This is a genomic window from Flavobacterium silvaticum (genome assembly GCF_012911565.1).
Classification (GTDB): domain Bacteria; phylum Bacteroidota; class Bacteroidia; order Flavobacteriales; family Flavobacteriaceae; genus Flavobacterium; species Flavobacterium silvaticum.
This window is the reverse complement of sequence record NZ_JAAMPU010000102.1, coordinates 39,889-57,726: the sequence shown is the minus strand read 5'-3', so window position 1 is coordinate 57,726 and position 17,838 is coordinate 39,889. Positions and strand designations below refer to the sequence as shown.

General features: G+C 44.9%; 13 protein-coding genes. 6 read left to right on the top strand and 7 right to left on the bottom strand.

Annotation, left to right across the window (positions count from 1 at the left end):
* Positions 1-7 precede the first annotated feature (7 nt).
* The 3 genes from G6047_RS06385 to G6047_RS06375 all read right to left on the bottom strand — a co-directional run bounded on the left by G6047_RS06385 (position 8) and on the right by G6047_RS06375 (position 3,901).
* Positions 8-2,017: a fumarate reductase/succinate dehydrogenase flavoprotein subunit gene (locus tag G6047_RS06385; protein ID WP_169526658.1), complete on the bottom strand. Its 2,010-nt coding sequence runs from the start codon at positions 2,015-2,017 to the stop codon at positions 8-10.
* A gap of 15 nt (positions 2,018-2,032) precedes the next feature.
* Entirely contained in the window at positions 2,033-2,902 is an 870-nt protein-coding gene (locus G6047_RS06380) for a succinate dehydrogenase cytochrome b subunit (RefSeq protein WP_169526657.1), read from the bottom strand.
* A 111-nt stretch (positions 2,903-3,013) separates the two neighbouring features.
* A complete protein-coding gene (locus G6047_RS06375) occupies positions 3,014-3,901 on the bottom strand; it encodes a hypothetical protein (RefSeq protein WP_169526656.1) in 888 nt (295 codons plus the stop codon).
* 151 nt (positions 3,902-4,052) lie between these two features.
* Here G6047_RS06375 and G6047_RS06370 point away from each other — a divergent pair, with 151 nt between their 5' ends.
* The 4 genes from G6047_RS06370 to G6047_RS06355 all read left to right on the top strand — a co-directional run bounded on the left by G6047_RS06370 (position 4,053) and on the right by G6047_RS06355 (position 8,094).
* Complete coding sequence (locus G6047_RS06370) at positions 4,053-5,387, top strand: hydroxymethylglutaryl-CoA synthase family protein (protein ID WP_169526655.1); 1,335 nt, start codon at positions 4,053-4,055, stop codon at positions 5,385-5,387.
* A gap of 21 nt (positions 5,388-5,408) precedes the next feature.
* A complete protein-coding gene (locus G6047_RS06365; RefSeq protein ID WP_169526654.1) occupies positions 5,409-5,957 on the top strand; it encodes a Crp/Fnr family transcriptional regulator in 549 nt (182 codons plus the stop codon).
* A gap of 62 nt (positions 5,958-6,019) precedes the next feature.
* The gene (locus G6047_RS06360) at positions 6,020-7,312 is read left to right on the top strand and encodes an aminopeptidase P family protein (RefSeq protein WP_169526653.1); all 1,293 of its coding nucleotides are present in this window, start codon (positions 6,020-6,022) and stop codon (positions 7,310-7,312) included.
* A 2-nt stretch (positions 7,313-7,314) separates the two neighbouring features.
* Entirely contained in the window at positions 7,315-8,094 is a 780-nt protein-coding gene (locus G6047_RS06355; protein ID WP_169526652.1) for an alpha/beta fold hydrolase, read from the top strand.
* On the opposite strand, the gene G6047_RS06350 is transcribed toward G6047_RS06355, so the two are convergent.
* From G6047_RS06350 to G6047_RS06335, 4 genes are all read right to left on the bottom strand, one after another.
* Positions 8,091-10,856 (bottom strand): PD-(D/E)XK nuclease family protein, encoded by a 2,766-nt coding sequence (locus tag G6047_RS06350; protein ID WP_169526651.1) that lies wholly within the window; start codon positions 10,854-10,856, stop codon positions 8,091-8,093. The two genes, G6047_RS06355 and G6047_RS06350, sit on opposite strands and share 4 nt — an antisense overlap.
* A gap of 62 nt (positions 10,857-10,918) precedes the next feature.
* Positions 10,919-12,343 carry an OmpA family protein gene (locus tag G6047_RS06345; RefSeq protein WP_169526650.1) on the bottom strand — a complete coding sequence of 475 codons (1,425 nt, stop codon included), beginning with the start codon at positions 12,341-12,343 and terminating at the stop codon, positions 10,919-10,921.
* Between the two features lie 125 nt (positions 12,344-12,468).
* Entirely contained in the window at positions 12,469-13,662 is a 1,194-nt protein-coding gene (gene kbl / locus G6047_RS06340; protein WP_169526649.1) for a glycine C-acetyltransferase, read from the bottom strand.
* 20 nt (positions 13,663-13,682) lie between these two features.
* The gene (locus G6047_RS06335) at positions 13,683-16,820 is read right to left on the bottom strand and encodes a UvrD-helicase domain-containing protein (protein ID WP_169526648.1); all 3,138 of its coding nucleotides are present in this window, start codon (positions 16,818-16,820) and stop codon (positions 13,683-13,685) included.
* Between the two features lie 131 nt (positions 16,821-16,951).
* Here G6047_RS06335 and G6047_RS06330 point away from each other — a divergent pair, with 131 nt between their 5' ends.
* Both G6047_RS06330 and G6047_RS06325 read left to right on the top strand, forming a co-directional pair.
* Entirely contained in the window at positions 16,952-17,089 is a 138-nt protein-coding gene (locus G6047_RS06330; protein WP_169526647.1) for a hypothetical protein, read from the top strand.
* A gap of 23 nt (positions 17,090-17,112) precedes the next feature.
* Positions 17,113-17,721 carry a superoxide dismutase gene (locus G6047_RS06325; RefSeq protein ID WP_169526646.1) on the top strand — a complete coding sequence of 203 codons (609 nt, stop codon included), beginning with the start codon at positions 17,113-17,115 and terminating at the stop codon, positions 17,719-17,721.
* Positions 17,722-17,838 lie beyond the last annotated feature (117 nt).

Here is a 17,838-nt window from a genome sequence, read left to right as displayed (position 1 = left end):
CCTTATTTTATTTGTAGTTACGGGCTGCAATCTTGATGAATTCGTAATTCAGGTCTTCTTTGTTCAGGATTTCTTTATTGATATCCGGACCTTGGTATTCCCAGGCACCTACGAATTTGAAATTCACGTCGTCACGCAGGGTTTCACCTTCGCTATCCTGGTATTCTTCTCGGAAATGGCCACCGCAGGATTCGTTACGCTGCAAGGCATCCATTGCCATAAGTTGTCCCAGTTCCATGAAGTCGGCAACACGCAGGGCTTTTTCGAGTTCGGTGTTGAGTTCGTCGGCTTTTCCGGGAACGTAAACATCGCGGTGGAATTCGGCGCGCAGGGCATCGATTTCCTTAACCGCTTCTGCCAATCCCTGTGCATTACGTCCCATTCCTACCTTGTTCCACATAATATGGCCCAATTGTTTGTGGAAATGATCGACAGATTTCGATCCGTTGTTATTGAGGAATGCATCGATTTGATCTCTGACAGACTTTTCAGCCTCGTCGAATTCCGCTGTTTGTGTCGAGATTTTCCCCGTCCGGATTTCATCTGCCAGGTAATCTGAAACCGTATACGGCAACACGAAATAGCCGTCGGCCAGGCCTTGCATCAAAGCCGATGCTCCAAGTCGGTTCGCACCGTGGTCGCTGAAATTCGCTTCACCGGCCACGAAACAGCCCGGAATGGTGCTCTGCAAATTATAATCGACCCAAACGCCACCCATGGTGTAGTGAACGGCCGGATAGATTTTCATTGGAACTTCATATGGATTTTCAGCTGTGATCTTCTCATACATCTGGAACAGGTTACCGTACTTTTCCTCGATCCATTTCTTGCCAAGTTCCTGTATTTTTTCTGCCGATGGATTATGGTCGCCTGCAACAAGGGCCGCCTGTTTTCCTTTGCTGATTATTTCTGATGCAAAATCAAGGTAAACACCTTCATTCGTATCGTTCGCCTCGATTCCGTAACCCGCGTCGCAACGTTCTTTTGCTGCTCTTGAAGCTACGTCACGCGGAACAAGGTTCCCGAACGCCGGATAGCGTCTTTCGAGGTAATAATCTCGGTCTTCTTCTGCAATCTGCGTCGGTTTGAGTTTTCCGGCCCGGATCGCTTCTGCGTCTTCTTTTTTCTTCGGAACCCAGATTCTTCCGGAGTTACGCAACGATTCCGACATCAGCGTCAGTTTCGATTGGTTCGTTCCGTGGACAGGAATACAGGTCGGGTGAATCTGAACATAACAAGGGTTCGCGAACGCTGCTCCTTTTTTGTGGATTTTCCAGCCTGCGGAAACGTTCGATCCCATGGCATTCGTCGAAAGGAAATAGACGTTTCCGTATCCGCCCGATGCGATGATGACCGCGTGGGCCGAATGTCTTTCGATTTCACCTGTAATCAGGTTACGGGCAATGATTCCGCGGGCTTTTCCATCGACTTTTACAATGTCAAGCATTTCGTGGCGATTGAACTGCTGTACGTTTCCTTGACCAATTTGACGCGACAAAGCCGAATACGCTCCAAGCAATAATTGTTGTCCCGTTTGACCAGCGGCGTAGAATGTTCTTTGGACCTGCGTTCCACCAAAGGAACGGTTGTCCAGCATTCCGCCGTAATCACGTGCAAACGGAACACCTTGCGCCACACATTGGTCAATGATGTTTCCGGAAACTTCGGCCAAACGATGGACGTTTGCTTCACGCGCACGATAATCGCCTCCTTTAATCGTATCGTAGAACAAACGATAGATACTATCGCCGTCGTTCTGGTAATTTTTGGCTGCGTTGATTCCACCCTGTGCCGCGATCGAGTGTGCGCGACGTGGCGAATCCTGGAAGCAGAATGCCTTTACGTTATAACCCATCTCACCGAACGATGCGGCGGCCGATGCTCCTGCCAAACCGGTTCCTACGACAATGATGTCGATTTTGGGACGGTTGTTGGGGGCGACCAGTTTGAGGTGGTTTTTATGGTTGGTCCATTTATCGGAAATATAGCCTTCAGGTATTTTAGAATCTAACTTCATAGTTGAATTGGGCTATTAAATTGTTTTTAGGAAAAAGTGGATGTAGACGGGAAGCACGGCAAACAGGAACGGAACTACGATCGAGAACCCAATCCCGAACGCTTTTATCGCGGCATTGTATTTTGGATGGTTCAATCCTAAACTCTGGAACGCACTGGCGAATCCGTGGTACAGGTGAAAGCCCAGCACCAACATCGAAATCACGTAAAGGATCGTATAAACCAATCCGTATTTCGGATCCTTGAAGAAGGCTACCGTTACTTTGAAAAGATCTTTATATCCGTCTGCTTTCTTGACATCTGCTCCGGTGAAAATGAATTCCGTACGGTCTTTGATGTAAAAGGCTTTGCGTGAAGCTTCGGCTTCTTTTTTATCTGCGGCGACCTGATCTACCGGAATGTATTCCCCAGGGCTTTGGGTCAGGTAATAATCCTTAGCCGGTGCCATCTGGCTTTTGACTGAAATTTTTTCAAGTGGCATTTTGTTATCGAAGTGCATCACTGCCCAGAAACTCATCATGTGCGTCACGATGAAAATCAGGATAACCGTTCCCAAAATCCCCATGTTGCGCGAAGAGATCTTACTGTTCGCAGAGGCATTGTTCTTCACATAACCGACCGGACGTGCCTTGACATTGCGATACGTAAGCAAAGCTCCGTCAAACGCATGGAAAAGAATCGATAAATAAGTCAGGTAAGAAAGCGCCTTGATAGCCGGATTACTGGTCATGAACAGCGCATAGGTATTGAACTGGTGTGGATCTGCGTAAAGTATCTGTAAATTTCCAATTAAGTGCCCGACCAGGAACAGGCATAAGAATAAACCTGTAAGGGCCATCCAGTACTTTTTTGCCAGGGACGACTTCAGGAGCGCTGATTTTGCCATAAGTTGTGGTGAATTTGTAAAAATCACACAAAAATACAGCGAAACGCCTTACTTCGCAAAGCAAACGCGATAATTTATAATGAGTATAAATTCTATGAAAGCAGCAGTGTTTTATGGCGCAACTTCATGGCTCGGAATCAAGCCGCGCAAGCCCATATCGACGACAGACTCGCCAATTGCAGGTTCGTATTTCCCATCGGCCGTAACTTCATGCCATTCAAAGCTTTTGTTGATGGAAAGCGACAACGTGACAATGACATCATGGGTTTCTGTTCCCGTAATTTGAAGCGGTTGTGAAAATTGTCCCGTAACCACGCAGGAACCTGCAGGAATCGGGGAAGTCGAAGCCAACGGATTCGGGACTGTAGTGGCTCCTTCCGGTGCCTGCCCATCTATGCTGTAAGGGTAATCATCTAAAGCAAAAGCCCAATATCCTTGCTTTCTGTTCCCCTCGATATCAAAAAAATTATTGCCGATCGAATGCGAGCCGATGTACGTATTGAACCCCACGAAACTCGCCAAAGTACCCGGATAATCGACACCAGCCTGACGCACGGAAATCCCGTAATTCTGGTACGCCAATGAAACCCGCACCCATTCATAATTACCGGCCGCTATCTGTGAAAACGGGATACTGAGGAAAACCTCGTCTTCACCGACAATTTTTGCCTGGCTGAAATCAATGGCATTCGCTCCGCCCAGATTCGTTTCTGGTGCATGATACAAAACAGCACCTTGGCCAAGTTGGGTATAAGCCGTTTGGGCCAATTCAAAATAATGGGCCGATATGGAATGGAAATCGGGCGATAAAGCCGCGTTTCCGGCCGCAACTGTTGAAGGTTGTCCTAAATTATTAAGCCGCTGCTGGTTCTTATCGAACCGGAATTTTACGATCAGGCTTGGCTCTGTCGATTCACCAACGGAATCGCTTTCACACGAAAACAGTGAAAAGGTAGCTAAACAGCCAAGGACGAGGAGTATTCGGATCGATCTGGACATACGCACAGCAATTGGTTCTGGGTCAAGAACGCTCTTTCTTGCTGAATTATTGCCGGACGGATGTACCTCAGATACAAATCCGCATAAAAATCAACCGAAACTTTTTGCGTTCCGCGCGGCTGTCGTACTTTTAAGGTTTCAAAATCTGAACATGAAAATAGGGATCGACGCCATTGCATTCGACGTTTCAAAAATTCATTTACCCATAAAAACCCTGGCCGAAGCGCGCCATATCGAAGCCGATAAACTCGAAAAAGGGCTCGGTCTCAAAAAAATGACGTTGCCCGACGCACATCAGGATACGGTTGTTTTCGGGGCGAATGCGCTTACACGATTGATTAAGGACAATGCGATAGATTTATCCCAAGTTTGCAGAATTTACATCGGGACCGAAAGTGGCCTTGACAATTCAAAACCGGTCGGATCTTACATAACAGGGTTGATTGAACAGAAATTCGGTGAAAACACACTCGGGCATTGCGATACCGTCGATTTTACATTTGCCTGTATAGGCGCCGTTGATGCCATGCAGAATTGTATCGATTTCATCCGGTTGAATCCCAATAAAAAAGCCATAGTCGTCGCCACCGACATCGCCAAATACGACCTCGGCTCAACGGGTGAATATACCCAAGGTGCCGGAGCGGTCGCACTCCTGTTGTCCCAAAACCCAAGAATCATTTCGTTCGATACGAATTGGGCCACGAGCCACAAAAGCGTTTTCGATTTCTTCAAACCGTACCGGACCATTTCCAAATTCATGATTACCGGGAATGACGATAACTATCCGTGGTTCGGAAACCTCGAAGGCGAGATTGAAATCCATAAAGACCAACCGGTTTTTGACGGGCAATATTCGAACGAGTGTTATATCGACAGAACCAATGAGGCTTATGCAGCATTCAAAAAAGTTTCGGCAGATAAAATTCCATTGGACAACTGGTTCAACATCATCATGCATTTGCCCTATGCGTTTCAGGGAAGACGCATGCTTGCCGGATTGTATGCAAAAGAATTCGGGATTGAAGCTTCGGATGCGGCAGCCGTAAAAGAAATCGCGAAATCTGAAGGCTATAAAAAATTCGTTTCAGATAAATTGGCACCTGCCGAAAGTGCTTCCTCTTTGATCGGGAATTTATATACAGGCTCGATTTTCATGGGATTTTTATCGGCCATTTGTGAATATTCAGATAACAACATCGAAATCGCGGGACAAAAATTCGGGTTCCTCGCTTACGGAAGCGGGTCAAAATCAAAGGTTTTTGAAGGCACGATTGAATCTGAATGGAAAACAGCGCTTTCACCTGTCGACTTATTCGGGACTCTTGCAAAAAGCCACGCCATTTCGTTTGAAGAATATGAAGGCTTACATACCAAAATGAAGCACAATAGTGTACTCGAACCAAAGAACGAATGGGTGCTGGACCGTATAGAACACGAAAAACCGAACCTCGAAGGCGCGCGTTATTATCAGTGGATCGATTGATGTATTTCAAAACCAGATAGCATGTTGCCCGGAGAAAGCAAAGCACTTCAACAGTATATCACGGAACCGGGGTCGCCTTTCCAAAAGCTGCATCTGGACAAAAACCAGCTTCTTTGTGACCAGGGTGAAACCTGCAATCACTTTACGTTTGTCGTCGGTGGGATTTTACAACACGGCATAGAGGTCAACGGCGATGAAAAGACAACGTATCTCGCACTTCGCAACAGTTTTACATCGGCTCTTGAAAGTTTCCTTAATCGTGTTCCGTCACGTAAATTCATCAAAGCGATAGTTGCGACGGATTTGCTTTATGTGGACCGGAATACATTTGAGAAACTGATGTCTGAGGATGTTATTTTCAGACAAGCCTATTTCGACCTGATCCAAAAACAGATTTGCCTAATCGACGATTACCGAATCGACTTACTTACGTTGACACCCGAAGAACGCTACCAGAAACTGCTTTCGACCGAACCGGTTTTATTGCAGCAGGTTCCGCTGCACCTGTTATCGTCTTTCCTCGGAATCTCGATGCGTCACATGAGCCGCATCCGCAAAAACATAAAATAGCGCCAAATGTCCTGATTCTTCAATCGGCGAATGCCTAATTTTACAAAAATCAACTTAGCATCATGAAATACGATTTAATAGACAGTAACCTTTTTATAAAGAACCGCAAAAAATTCATGGCCCAGATGAAGCCAAACAGCATCGCGGTTTTCAATTCCAACGATATTTACCCTATTTCTGCAGACAGCACCATGCCGTTCCAGCAACACCGTGACATTTTCTATTTAAGCGGCGTGGATCAGGAAGAAAGCATTCTGGTTTTATTTCCAGATGCGCCTTACGAACACCAACGCGAAATATTGTTCCTGACCGAAACCAGCGAGCATATCGCCATATGGCACGGAGCGAAACTCAATAAAGAACAGGCTTTCGAGGTTTCGGGAATCAAATCGGTGTATTGGCTCCAGGATTTCCAAAAGGTTTTTTATGAACTGATGACGTATGCCGATACTATGTACATCAACACCAACGAACATTATCGTGCTTCAGTCGAAACCGAAACACGTGAAGATCGTTTCATCAAATGGTGGAAAGAAAAATATCCGGCGCATTCGGTAGCGAAAAGCAACCCGATTCTGCAGCGTCTGCGTTCGGTCAAAGAAGCTGAAGAAATCGCTTTGATGCAAAAAGCCTGTGATATTACCGAAAAAGGTTTCCGCAGATTGCTCGGTTTTGTAAAGCCCGGCGTCTGGGAATATGAAATCGAGGCCGAACTGATACATGAATTCATCCGCAACCGTTCGAAAGGTTTTGCGTATGGGCCAATCATCGCTTCTGGCAACAATGCCAACGTGCTGCATTACGTCGAAAACAATAAAGAATGTAAAGCCGGCGATTTGATCCTACTTGATGTAGCTGCCGAATATGCGAATTATTCGAGTGATCTGTCACGTACCATTCCGGTTTCAGGGAAATTTACCAAGCGTCAGGCCAATGTATACAATGCCGTGCTTCGGGTCAAGAAAGAAGCGACAAAGATGCTTGTTCCGGGAACATTATGGAAACAATATCATTTGGAAGTCGGGAAACTGATGACATCGGAACTTATCGGCCTCGGCCTGATTTCAAAAGCCGACGTACAGAATGAAAACAAAGACTGGCCTGCGTATAAAAAGTATTTCATGCACGGGACTTCGCATCATTTGGGGCTAGACACCCACGATTACGGCTTGTTGCACGAACCCATGAAAGCCAATATGGTCTTTACCGTCGAACCTGGAATCTACATTCCGGAAGAAGGTTTCGGCATCCGTCTCGAAGACAATGTCGTGGTTCAGGAAAGCGGCGAACCGTTCAACCTGATGCGCAACATTCCTATCGAAATTGAAGAAATCGAGCAGTTGATGCATTCGTAATTATGCTGGTTTACAAAAACGCATCGGTGGGTTACAGTGACGTCGGTAAGGGAAAAACCGTCGTTTTTTTACATGGCTTCCTTGAAAACAGGACCATGTGGGATGCATTCGCCGAAGAACTTTCAAAGAAGAACCGCGTCATTTCTATCGATTTGCTGGGCCATGGTGAAACGGAAGCCATAGGTTATGTGCATTCTATGGAAGACAATGCAGATTTGGTCTATAACGTTCTTTCCCACCTCAAAATAAAAAAAGCCACGATTGCAGGACATTCCATGGGTGGTTATGTGGCTTTGGCTTTTGCCGAATACTATCCGGAAATGGTTTCGGGAATCGCACTGATCAATTCCACATCACGCGCCGATAGTGACGAAAGAAAGAAAAACCGGGACCGTGCTATCAAGGCCGTGAAGATGGATTATACTTCCTTCGTCCGGTTGTCCGTCGGGAATTTGTTCAACGAATCGAATCGCGAACGACTCAACCCCGAAATCGAACACATGAAGCAGCAGGCCTTGAAGACACCGCTTCAGGGAATCGTGGCTTCGCTTGAAGGCATGAAAATCCGCAAAGACAGAGAAGTGATCTTGCATTTTGCTCCTTATCCGATATGGTTGTTTCTGGGAAAAAACGACCCGGTTTTGCCCTATGATGACAATGCCGACCAGGCTAATGAGGCATCGGTCAAACTGATTACGTTTCCGGACGGGCATATGTCGCCGATCGAGAATTTCGAGGCGTTGCTCGGGCATCTGTCGGAACTTGTAAAATCAGCTGTCTAAACTTTCTCGCGGAACGGAATTTCGGGATTCAGGATTTCAAGCAGCAAATCGACGAGGATGGATTGATAAGACTGGAGGATTTCATCGGTCACGACAGTTTCCTTTACATCTGGCCTCAGAAGCGTAAAAGGCATAAATCCTGATTTGAGGTTTTTGAACGATACGATGCCGACTTCTATTTCACGCCCTTGTGATGGGTCGCGGAACATAAACGCATATGCAAGTACCTGAAGTATTTTTTCGCGTTTGGTATCTTGTGCCAATCCGGTCCAATCTTCGAGCTGCATATCTTTGGCTTCGACTTTTCCGGTTTTGTAATCGACGATCCTCAATTTGCCGTTTCTAAGCTCTATACGATCTACGTTTCCTCCTATTTTTATCGGATACGGTAGCCGCGGATCTGTCAGTTCTCTTGAACAGGTAAATTCGAGTTCTTTGATGATTATTTCATCTCCGTTTTCGATATCGGCCAATTCCATTTTGAGAAAATTCCCCACGTGCCGTTTGGCAACTTCAAAAGCAAGCAGGTTTTTTCCTTTTTTTATTTCCCCGTCTTTATAGACCAATCGGAATTGATCCAGAATCTCAGCATCGACGTGCTTCTGGCAATCTGCAATGGCTGCTGTAGTCAGCAACTGATTCAAAAAAGGCTTGTATAGATTTTCCAATGTGGCATGAATGATTGTCCCGAGTGTATTCAGGGCGATGCTTTCCTCGACTTCTTCGGTTTCACGAATACGCAGGATTTTTCGGTAATAGAAATCAATTGGATTTCGGATGTAACCGGTCAGCGATGATGGAGAAAAACCTACTTCTGCAATTTCCCTGAGACGTTCCATTACGGATTCGGATTTTGGGATTTCCATGATTTCCGATGCAATGAGCGGAATGGGCGCAAAACGGATTTCGTGCGTCAGGTTGTGCTTCGGACGCTTTTCAATTTCGATTTGGGTCAGGAAACGGCTTTTTTCACCCGCATCGATTCCTTCGCTTTCGGTATTGTACAACAAGTAAATATTCTTGGCCCGAAGCAGTAAATGATAGAAGTGATAACTATAGATGGCATCTTTTTCCTTGAATGTTGGCAGTCCTTTTTCGCGTTTGACATCGTATGGAATAAACGAATTACCGCCTTTGCCCGATGGAAAATTCCCTTCGTTCATAGACGTGATGATAATATGGTCGAAATCAAGCAACCGGCTTTCCAGAACACCCATAATCTGTAGTCCTTCAAGTGGTTCGCCTTCGAACGAAATCTCGGCCATTTCGCTGGTTTCCTTAAAGATGTTACGCAGGGTTTCGAGATTTTCTGTTCTGCCTTCCTTACAGTAATGAACGATAAGCTGGTTGATGAGTTTATAACAGGAATACAACATGGCCAGCGAAATCTGCTCGGCATTGGTGTCTTTCCCCAGATATTCTTTGAGTTGGGTAAGCAACGAGGAAAGCCGTTGTAAAACTGCAAGCGGGCCTTTGTCCCATTTATCGAAAAGCAATGAAAAGACAGGATCAGGCGAAGCGGCCATTGATACTAATTTCTTGTGGGGAATAAACGTGTAATTCCTGTCGATGATAGTATCTATGCAATCATTGGCTTTGACAAACGGTTCAATGAACGGATGATTGAGGATTTCAAGTACATCTTTATAATAGAAAACATATTGATCCTGATTTCGGGCGATGGCATTCAAATGAAGGCGGAACAATTTTGAGATGAGGATAAACGGCGGTGTATTCTTGGCCGGATAACCCATGGTTATGTTCAAAGGCGTCGCCTCGTTTGGCAACGCATGCAATAATGGAAGCAGCAGGTTTTCCTCACCTAATATTATGGCTACTTTTTCAGATTGGCCTATAGTTCCGCTTTTATGCAGATCTTCAATGATGTTACCTGCAACCCTGGCCTGCCCGATGCTTTTTGGTGTCCCGATGATCCGTATGTTTTTCGGCTTTGAAAAATCGTCTGACATCCAGTCGAAGGTTCTGTTTGAGTAATACGGCCAGACATTTTTATATCGCCTTAAAAACAAGGAAGCATCATGGGCGGCATCTGCAAGGATGGATTTGTCGATATCCCAAAAAACATCGGCACAACCAATGGCAAGAAAATGTTGTATGATTCGTTCTTCTGCAGCATTCAAAGCATTGAAACCGGCAAATAGAAAATGGTCATTGGGTTTCATAGCTTCTGTTGCAATTTCCAGATTGGCAACAGATTCCCGATATACCATTCCCTGATAACCCAAGCCGAGTGTTTTTAACCTGCTGTACAGTTCGTGGTAATAAACCGGCAGTTTTTTCCAGAAGACAAGATAATTTTCAATCAAGTGGGTTCGTTGCGGGCCTTCCACAGACCAATGCTCGATTTCTGTAATGGCCTCGAGGTAATTGAATATCGAGTCGGGATTCAACAGATACCTGTCGATTTCATTAAAATCCTGAACCAGAGTTTTGGCCCACCCTGAGAATTGTTCAAATGTCTGGAGTTCTGATTCAGATGTAGAATCGACATACATTTCATAAAAGAAAAAAAGCAGTTCGACCCTGTCCATAATCCGCAGGCCAGATAGGTTCGTTATGAATTCGTCGATACTGATTATTTTGGGGAGAAAAATACGGCGATCCAACTGTTGGCGTAGTGATTCAATCAGAAAGACCCGCGCTCTTTTATTCGGAAGTATTATAGTAAGGCCCGAAAGAGTTTGTGTGTCATATTTAAGGACGCGTTCCGCTATCTGTGTTAAAAATGAATCTGAATGCATAGGTATAAAAATAAAAAAACGCCCCGATTTCTCGAGGCGTTTCTAGTATTATGAAGAGATAATTACTCTTTTACAAGCTTAACTTCAACTCTTCTGTTTTCAGCTTTACCTTTAGCTGTTTTATTAGAAGCGATTGGTTTAGTTTCACCGAATCCAACTGAAGTCAAACGACCTTCCTGGATACCATGCTCTTGCAAGTATGTTTTAACAGCTGCTGCACGGTTTTCAGACAATGTCTGGTTCAATGCGTTGCTACCATCGCTGTCAGTGTGACCTTCAAGAACGAATTTAGAATTTGGATACTCTTTCAGGATAGTCACCATGTTGTCAAGAACGGCAAGTGTCTGCTCTTTGAAAGTCGCTTTACCACTGTTGAACAGGATAGTTTTAGCGTAATCGTTCAATTTTTTAACTTGTTCTTCTGTGATTTCAGGGCAACCGAAGTTAGCAACAGTTCCTTTTACAGATGGACATCTGTCGTCTTTGTCAAGAACTCCGTCTCCGTCAGTATCTGGCCAAGGGCAACCACCGTTTTCTTTAGGACCTTTAACTGTAGGACATTTGTCAGCTTTGTCAGTAACACCGTCACCGTCGCTATCTGGACATCCTTGGAATTCTTTAAGACCTGGAACATCTGGACAAGCATCATCTTTATCAGCTACACCGTCTCCGTCCGTATCAGGACATCCTTGGAATTCTGGAGCACCTGCTTGCTCTGGACAAGCATCGTCTTTGTCTGGAATACCGTCTCCGTCAGTGTCAGGACAACCTTGGAATTTCTCAAGACCTGCTTGCTCTGGACAAGCATCGTATTTGTCATAGATTCCATCGTTATCTGTGTCTTTACCTCCGAATTTGAACGTAAGACCTGCGAAATGCTGCAAGTGTGAAGGTTGGTTATCCAACTGTCCTCTTTCAGCTCTGTCGTCGAAAGATTGTTTGTAAGTAGATTGGAAAGAAAGACCAACTTGCTCAGTAAACCAGAAAGTCAAACCAAGACCTCCGTTTACGGTAGCTCCGTTAGCATCATCACCGAACCAAGTATAACCACCACCAACGTGGATAGATGGGTCAAGCCATTTAGTTCCGATCATTTTAAGGAAGCTGTATTTCACAGATAGATCTGCCGCGTAATAGTTAAGATCTCCAGGGTTAGTTACCGTGTAATCTCCCATTCCGCTTGGATCCTGGTTACGTGGATTAACGAATTTGTCAATTTTGTTGATAGATCCTGTAACACCAACCACGAAGCCAGCACCTACGTAACGGGAAACGTTAAGGTAAGATACTGATGGAAGGATGTTCCAGTTGTCCTTAGCATTGAAGTACTCAGAGAACTGATCCTCAAACTTAGAAGCCGCACTAACACGTGTATCCACGGCGTTAGCTCCGAATGAAATTGCCCAAGGGTTATCGCTGTCCTGAGCCTGGGAGCTCAAACCAAACAGCATCACCACTGCGGCAAAAACTTTGTTTAGATGTTTCATACTAGATTTCATTTTTAGTTACAAAAGTTATTGAGACAAAAGTAAGCGGTTACTTTTTAACGGCAAAGTGAAATGTTAAAAAAATAACATATTGTTAAGATAAAACATTTCCTTCATTTTTAGGGTCAAATCACCTGTAAATACTTGGCTACTTTGATGAAAGCCGCAATCGCTTTATCGAGATGATCCTGACTGTGAGCCGCGGACAATTGCACCCGGATTCTCGCCTTATCCTTTGGTACCACTGGGAAAAAGAAGCCAATTACATAAATGCCTTCTTTAAGCAACTCACTGGCCATTTGCTGAGCCAGCTTGGCATCGTATAACATTACAGGAACAATCGCCGAGTCTCCATTAACTATGTCGAAACCTGCATCTAACATTCCTTTCTTAAAATAATTCGTATTCCATTCGAGTTTATCTCGCAGATTGGTGTCTTTTTTTAACAGTTCAAAGACCTTCAATGAGGCGCCGACTATTGCTGGGGAAAGCGAATTGGAAAACAAATAAGGCCTTGATCTCTGGCGTAATATTTCTATGATTTCCTTTTTTCCGGTGGTATATCCGCCCATGGCCCCGCCTAACGCTTTGCCCAACGTTCCTGTTATGATGTCGATTCGGCCCATCACCCCTTTTGCCTCCATGGTCCCTTTCCCGGTTTCTCCAATGAAGCCTGCTGCGTGGCATTCGTCAACCATCACAAGTGCATCGTATTTATCGGCCAGATCACATATTTTATCCAACGGAGCAACCAATCCGTCCATAGAAAAAACACCGTCGGTGACAATGATTTTATTACGTGCGCCGGCTGCATTTGCCGCGATTAATTGTGCTTCAAGATCAGCCATATTGCTGTTTTCGTACCTATAGCGTTTTGCCTTGCACAGCCTGACTCCATCAATGATTGAAGCATGGTTCAGACTGTCTGAAATAATCGCATCTTCTTCCCCAAACAATGGTTCAAAAACACCTCCGTTCGCATCAAAAGCAGCGGCATACAAAATGGTGTCTTCGGTTCCGTAAAAATCGGCGATAGCCTTTTCAAGATCCTTGTGAATGTCTTGTGTTCCGCAGATGAAACGAACCGAAGACATCCCGAATCCGTGCGTATCAAGCGCGTCTTTTGCAGCTTGTATCACTTCCGGATGAGAAGACAATCCGAGGTAATTGTTAGCGCAGAAATTCAATACCGTTTCACCTGTAGAAATCGTGATTTCGGCACCTTGGGGCGAAGTGATGATGCGTTCTTTTTTAAACAGGCCGTTCGCCTCTATTTCGGCCAGTTCCTGTTGTAAGCGTTGTTGTATGTTACCGTACATAAATCGTGTTTTGCAGTTTGCTACAAAGCTATCACTTTTACCGGGCCGGCTGTATAGACAAGCATTTTTTTCACGACGGAAAAGCCCATTTCAGCCAATGCATCTGCATATTCAGAGAGCTGGTGTTCGTATTTCGGATTATGCGCGCCGGTTTTATAATCGAGCAGATAGGCGTTTCCGGATGCATCGATGGCAATCCTGTCGGGCTTTATCGTTCTACCTTTCCTACTGATGATGGTTTGCTCCCGATATTGACTGTAACCGGAACTAAAAAAAGGCGATAAATCCTCATGGTTCACAATTTCAAGCGCGATGCTTTTGATTTGCTGACGGATCAAAGGCGTAATCAATCCCTGTATTTCTGCTGTGTCAAGCACAATCTCCAAATCTTCCGAAGTATTGATTTGCGACAGGATTTCATGGACCGTGTTTCCGAACCCAATCGCTTTTGCCTGTTCCGAATCCCACATCAAGGCTTCGCGACGCGCAATTTTAATGTCTTCCATGTCCAATGCAGATGCCACCTGACGGATGCTTTCGGGTTCGGCCATTTGTGGTTTTTGGGCCGATATCTTTTTATCGTCACCGAATCCATATGAAAATCTTGATCTGTCGAACAGCCCTAAATTCGTAAGGAATTCAATGAAAAATGCCGACAGGTTATTCTGCATCAACTCACCTTTCGCGGTAAAATTCATAGCAGAAATCACATACAATTGTTCCTCCGCCCGGGTCAATGCCACGTACAAAACATTGATGATATCAAGCATTTCTTCCTGCTTTTTCTGCAGATAGATTTCACTCGCTTCCTGGCCCAAATCGTTCATTTTGCTGCTTACATCGGTCAACAGACGCGGCAAACCGACAAGTTCGTCATTGCTCGGAACCCATACCTTATCGCTCGGACGTCTTGAAAAATCTTCCTCGGCATACGGAAAAATCACAACTGGAAATTCAAGCCCTTTTGATTTATGGATGGTCATAATCCGAACCGCATCTTTGCCTTCAGGTGACGGAATGCTGAACCGGTCACCGTGCTGTTCCCAATAATCGAGAAAATTCCCAAGTCCCGATTGATACTGAACTTCACGCTCCAGAACAATGTCGAGAAAGTATTGCACGTAAGCATCTGTTTCCTTCAAAGTCGCCGAAACGATACTTTCGACTGTTTCATAAAGCGCTTTTTTCCTTAATTCGTCAAACTGCAAGCCTATTCCGAGTTGGCCGAGCCATTTCCCAAGTGAAATATCATCGCGAAAAGCCAATCCGGCCGCAATGAAATCTGGCAGTTTGCTTTTTTGATTCGTGAGTTTCCCAATGCGATACAGCCATTTTGCCTTCGATTCGACATCTTTCCTGTTGTACAGATATTTGAGAAAAGCCAATAAAAACTGAACTTTTGACGATGCTTCGAGCTGAAGCGTTTCCGACGAAATAATAGGAATATTATTCTCATTCAAATGTCGCGCGAGTGAAATTCCCTGCTGTCTTTTGCGTGTCAGGATAGCAATCTCACTGAACCTAAAACCTTTTTCCTGCAATTGACGAATGTTTTTCAGTGTGGCGATTGCATATGGATCTTCATCGGCTTCATCTGCCTCATCGAGAAACGAAATAGTGACATAACCACCGGTTTTATGTGTCGATTTCTGGAAACTTTTGTTCCGATACAAATCGGCGTAATCGACGTGCTCGAAGCGATTCGACAGGAATTTAAAAAAGTCGTTGTTGAATGAAATCACTTCGGAATAACTGCGCCAGTTGGTCTCGAGCGAGTAGTTCTGCTTGTCTTTATTCGAAAACGGATTTTCGGTTTTGGACAAGGCAATGAATTGTTCGGCTTTTCCACCACGCCAGCGGTAAATGGATTGTTTTGGGTCGCCGACAATCATTAGCGTTCCTTTAGTCCCGTATTCATCCTGGCCGGCAAGCGCATTATCTATAAGCGGAACCAGATTCTGCCATTGCATTTCTGACGTATCCTGAAATTCATCTATGAAAAAATGACGATATCTTTCGCCCAATCGTTCGTAAATGAACGGTGCGGGTTGTCCCTGGATTTCGTTATGGATGATGGCGTTGAATTCAGAAATCGACAGTATGTTTTGCTCATCCTGGATTTTTGCGAGTTCAGATGTTATGGTGTTCAGAAGCGACAAAGGCGTGATATTTCTAAGGAAAGCCAGATAGAACAGTTGTTTTACCGCAATCGAATTGATGCCGATAAGCAGTGCCAGAAGTTCATTCCCTATCGTATCAATCGCCGCTTTTTGAGACGGATGGACTGATGCCGAATACCGTTTCCCGTCTTCTTCACGCAAATATCTGAGATGGCCTTCGTGCGGAATAAGTTGACCCGATGCGATTTTGACAAAATGCTTCGGGATGTAGGAACTGTAAAAGGATTTTTGCTCGATTCCATTGGCTGACATCAATTCCAGCGCCTGATTTGCCAATTCTGATGCTTCCTGCTCGAGTGATTTCACTGCTTCGAACAACCGATTCTTGATTTCAAGGAACTGCTCGATAGGTTTGTCCTTGAAATGCAATAACTCCTTTCGGTGATTTTCGTTGAGCGCGAGTTTTCCGGTATCGAGGATTTCGCGTGAAATGTCCCAGGATTTGTCGCTGTCGGTTTTTTCGAGGGTGAAGTCTATGAGCAGTTTGGTGAGGATCGGATCTTCACCAGCCCTGGCGATAATACTGTCGACAGCCTCAGCCAATAGATTATCTGTGTCGAGTGAGATTTCGAAAGTTGACGGCAGATTCAAATCTCTGGCAAAAGCACGGATGACGCGATGCGTGAATTTATCGATTGTCGAAATATCGAAAGCCGCATAATTATGGATCAAATGACGGATGACGACTTTTGCTTTTTCGCGCAGTTTTGCCTCCGGAATTCCGGTTTCAAAAGAAATGTCTGCAAGCATTTGAAGTGCTTTCCCTGACGGATTGTCTTTTGTGAATTCAAACAACGTGTCCACGATTCGGGTTTTCATTTCATGGACGGCCTTGTTCGTAAACGTGATGGCCAGGATGTTCCGATACGCATCCGGTTTTTGGGAACGCAACACGATTTTGAGATATTCCTTGACCAGCGTATGGGTCTTTCCCGAACCTGCCGATGCGTCGTAAATAGAAAATGATTTCGTATCCAAAATTCAGTTGTTACAAATTCGGGGCCTAGCCCTGATGCAAGCGTAAAGCCTTTTGAGAGAACGGCGTTGGTTTCACAAAGCGGCGCCAGCGACCAACGGAAGCTGAGCGGCGGTTCGTAAAACCCGCCGTTATGAGAAAGCTTGAAGCGGGCAGCAGGAAACAGCTCCTGAGAAAAGTTTATGGAAGCCAAGATGTTGCATTTAAAAAAATTATAACGGCAAACAGCTTTCCTTTCCAAAGTTATATCTTTAAATTTGAAAATATTTAATAACGTATTTAACAAACACTATTATGGCATTTGAACTACCAAAATTGCCGTATGCGTATGATGCGCTTGAGCCGCATATTGATGCGCGTACCATGGAAATCCACCATACCAAACACCATCAGGCTTATACTACGAACCTCAACGCGGCCATCCAGGGAACGGACATGGAAGGTAAGACGATTGAAAATATCCTGATCAACCTAGATAAAAAGAATGCTGCCGTGCGTAATAACGGAGGCGGATTTTACAACCACAATTTATTCTGGACGGTCATGTCTCCAAACGGAGGCGGACAACCTACGGGCGAGTTGGCAGCTGCAATCGATCGCGATTTTGGATCGTTCGATGAATTCAAGGCTAAGTTTGCAAAGGCCGGTGCAACACAATTTGGTTCCGGTTGGGCGTGGCTTTGCGTAAAAGATGGTGGAAAGCTCGACGTTTGCGGAACGCCGAACCAGGACAATCCTTTAATGCCTGAAGTAGGTTGTGGCGGAACACCAATCTTAGGAATGGACGTTTGGGAACACGCATACTATTTGAATTACCAGAACCGCCGTCCGGATTACATTGAGGCATTTTTTAATGTGATCAATTGGACTGAAGTGGCGAGACGATACGCGACGGAGAAATAAAGTTGGAAGATCGGAAGATCGAAGACTAACGAACTGGAGAAATAAAAAGCGGCACTTATTGAGTGCCGCTTTTTTTATGCTATTGATTCTGTAGAATCTAACTTTTACAAAATAAAA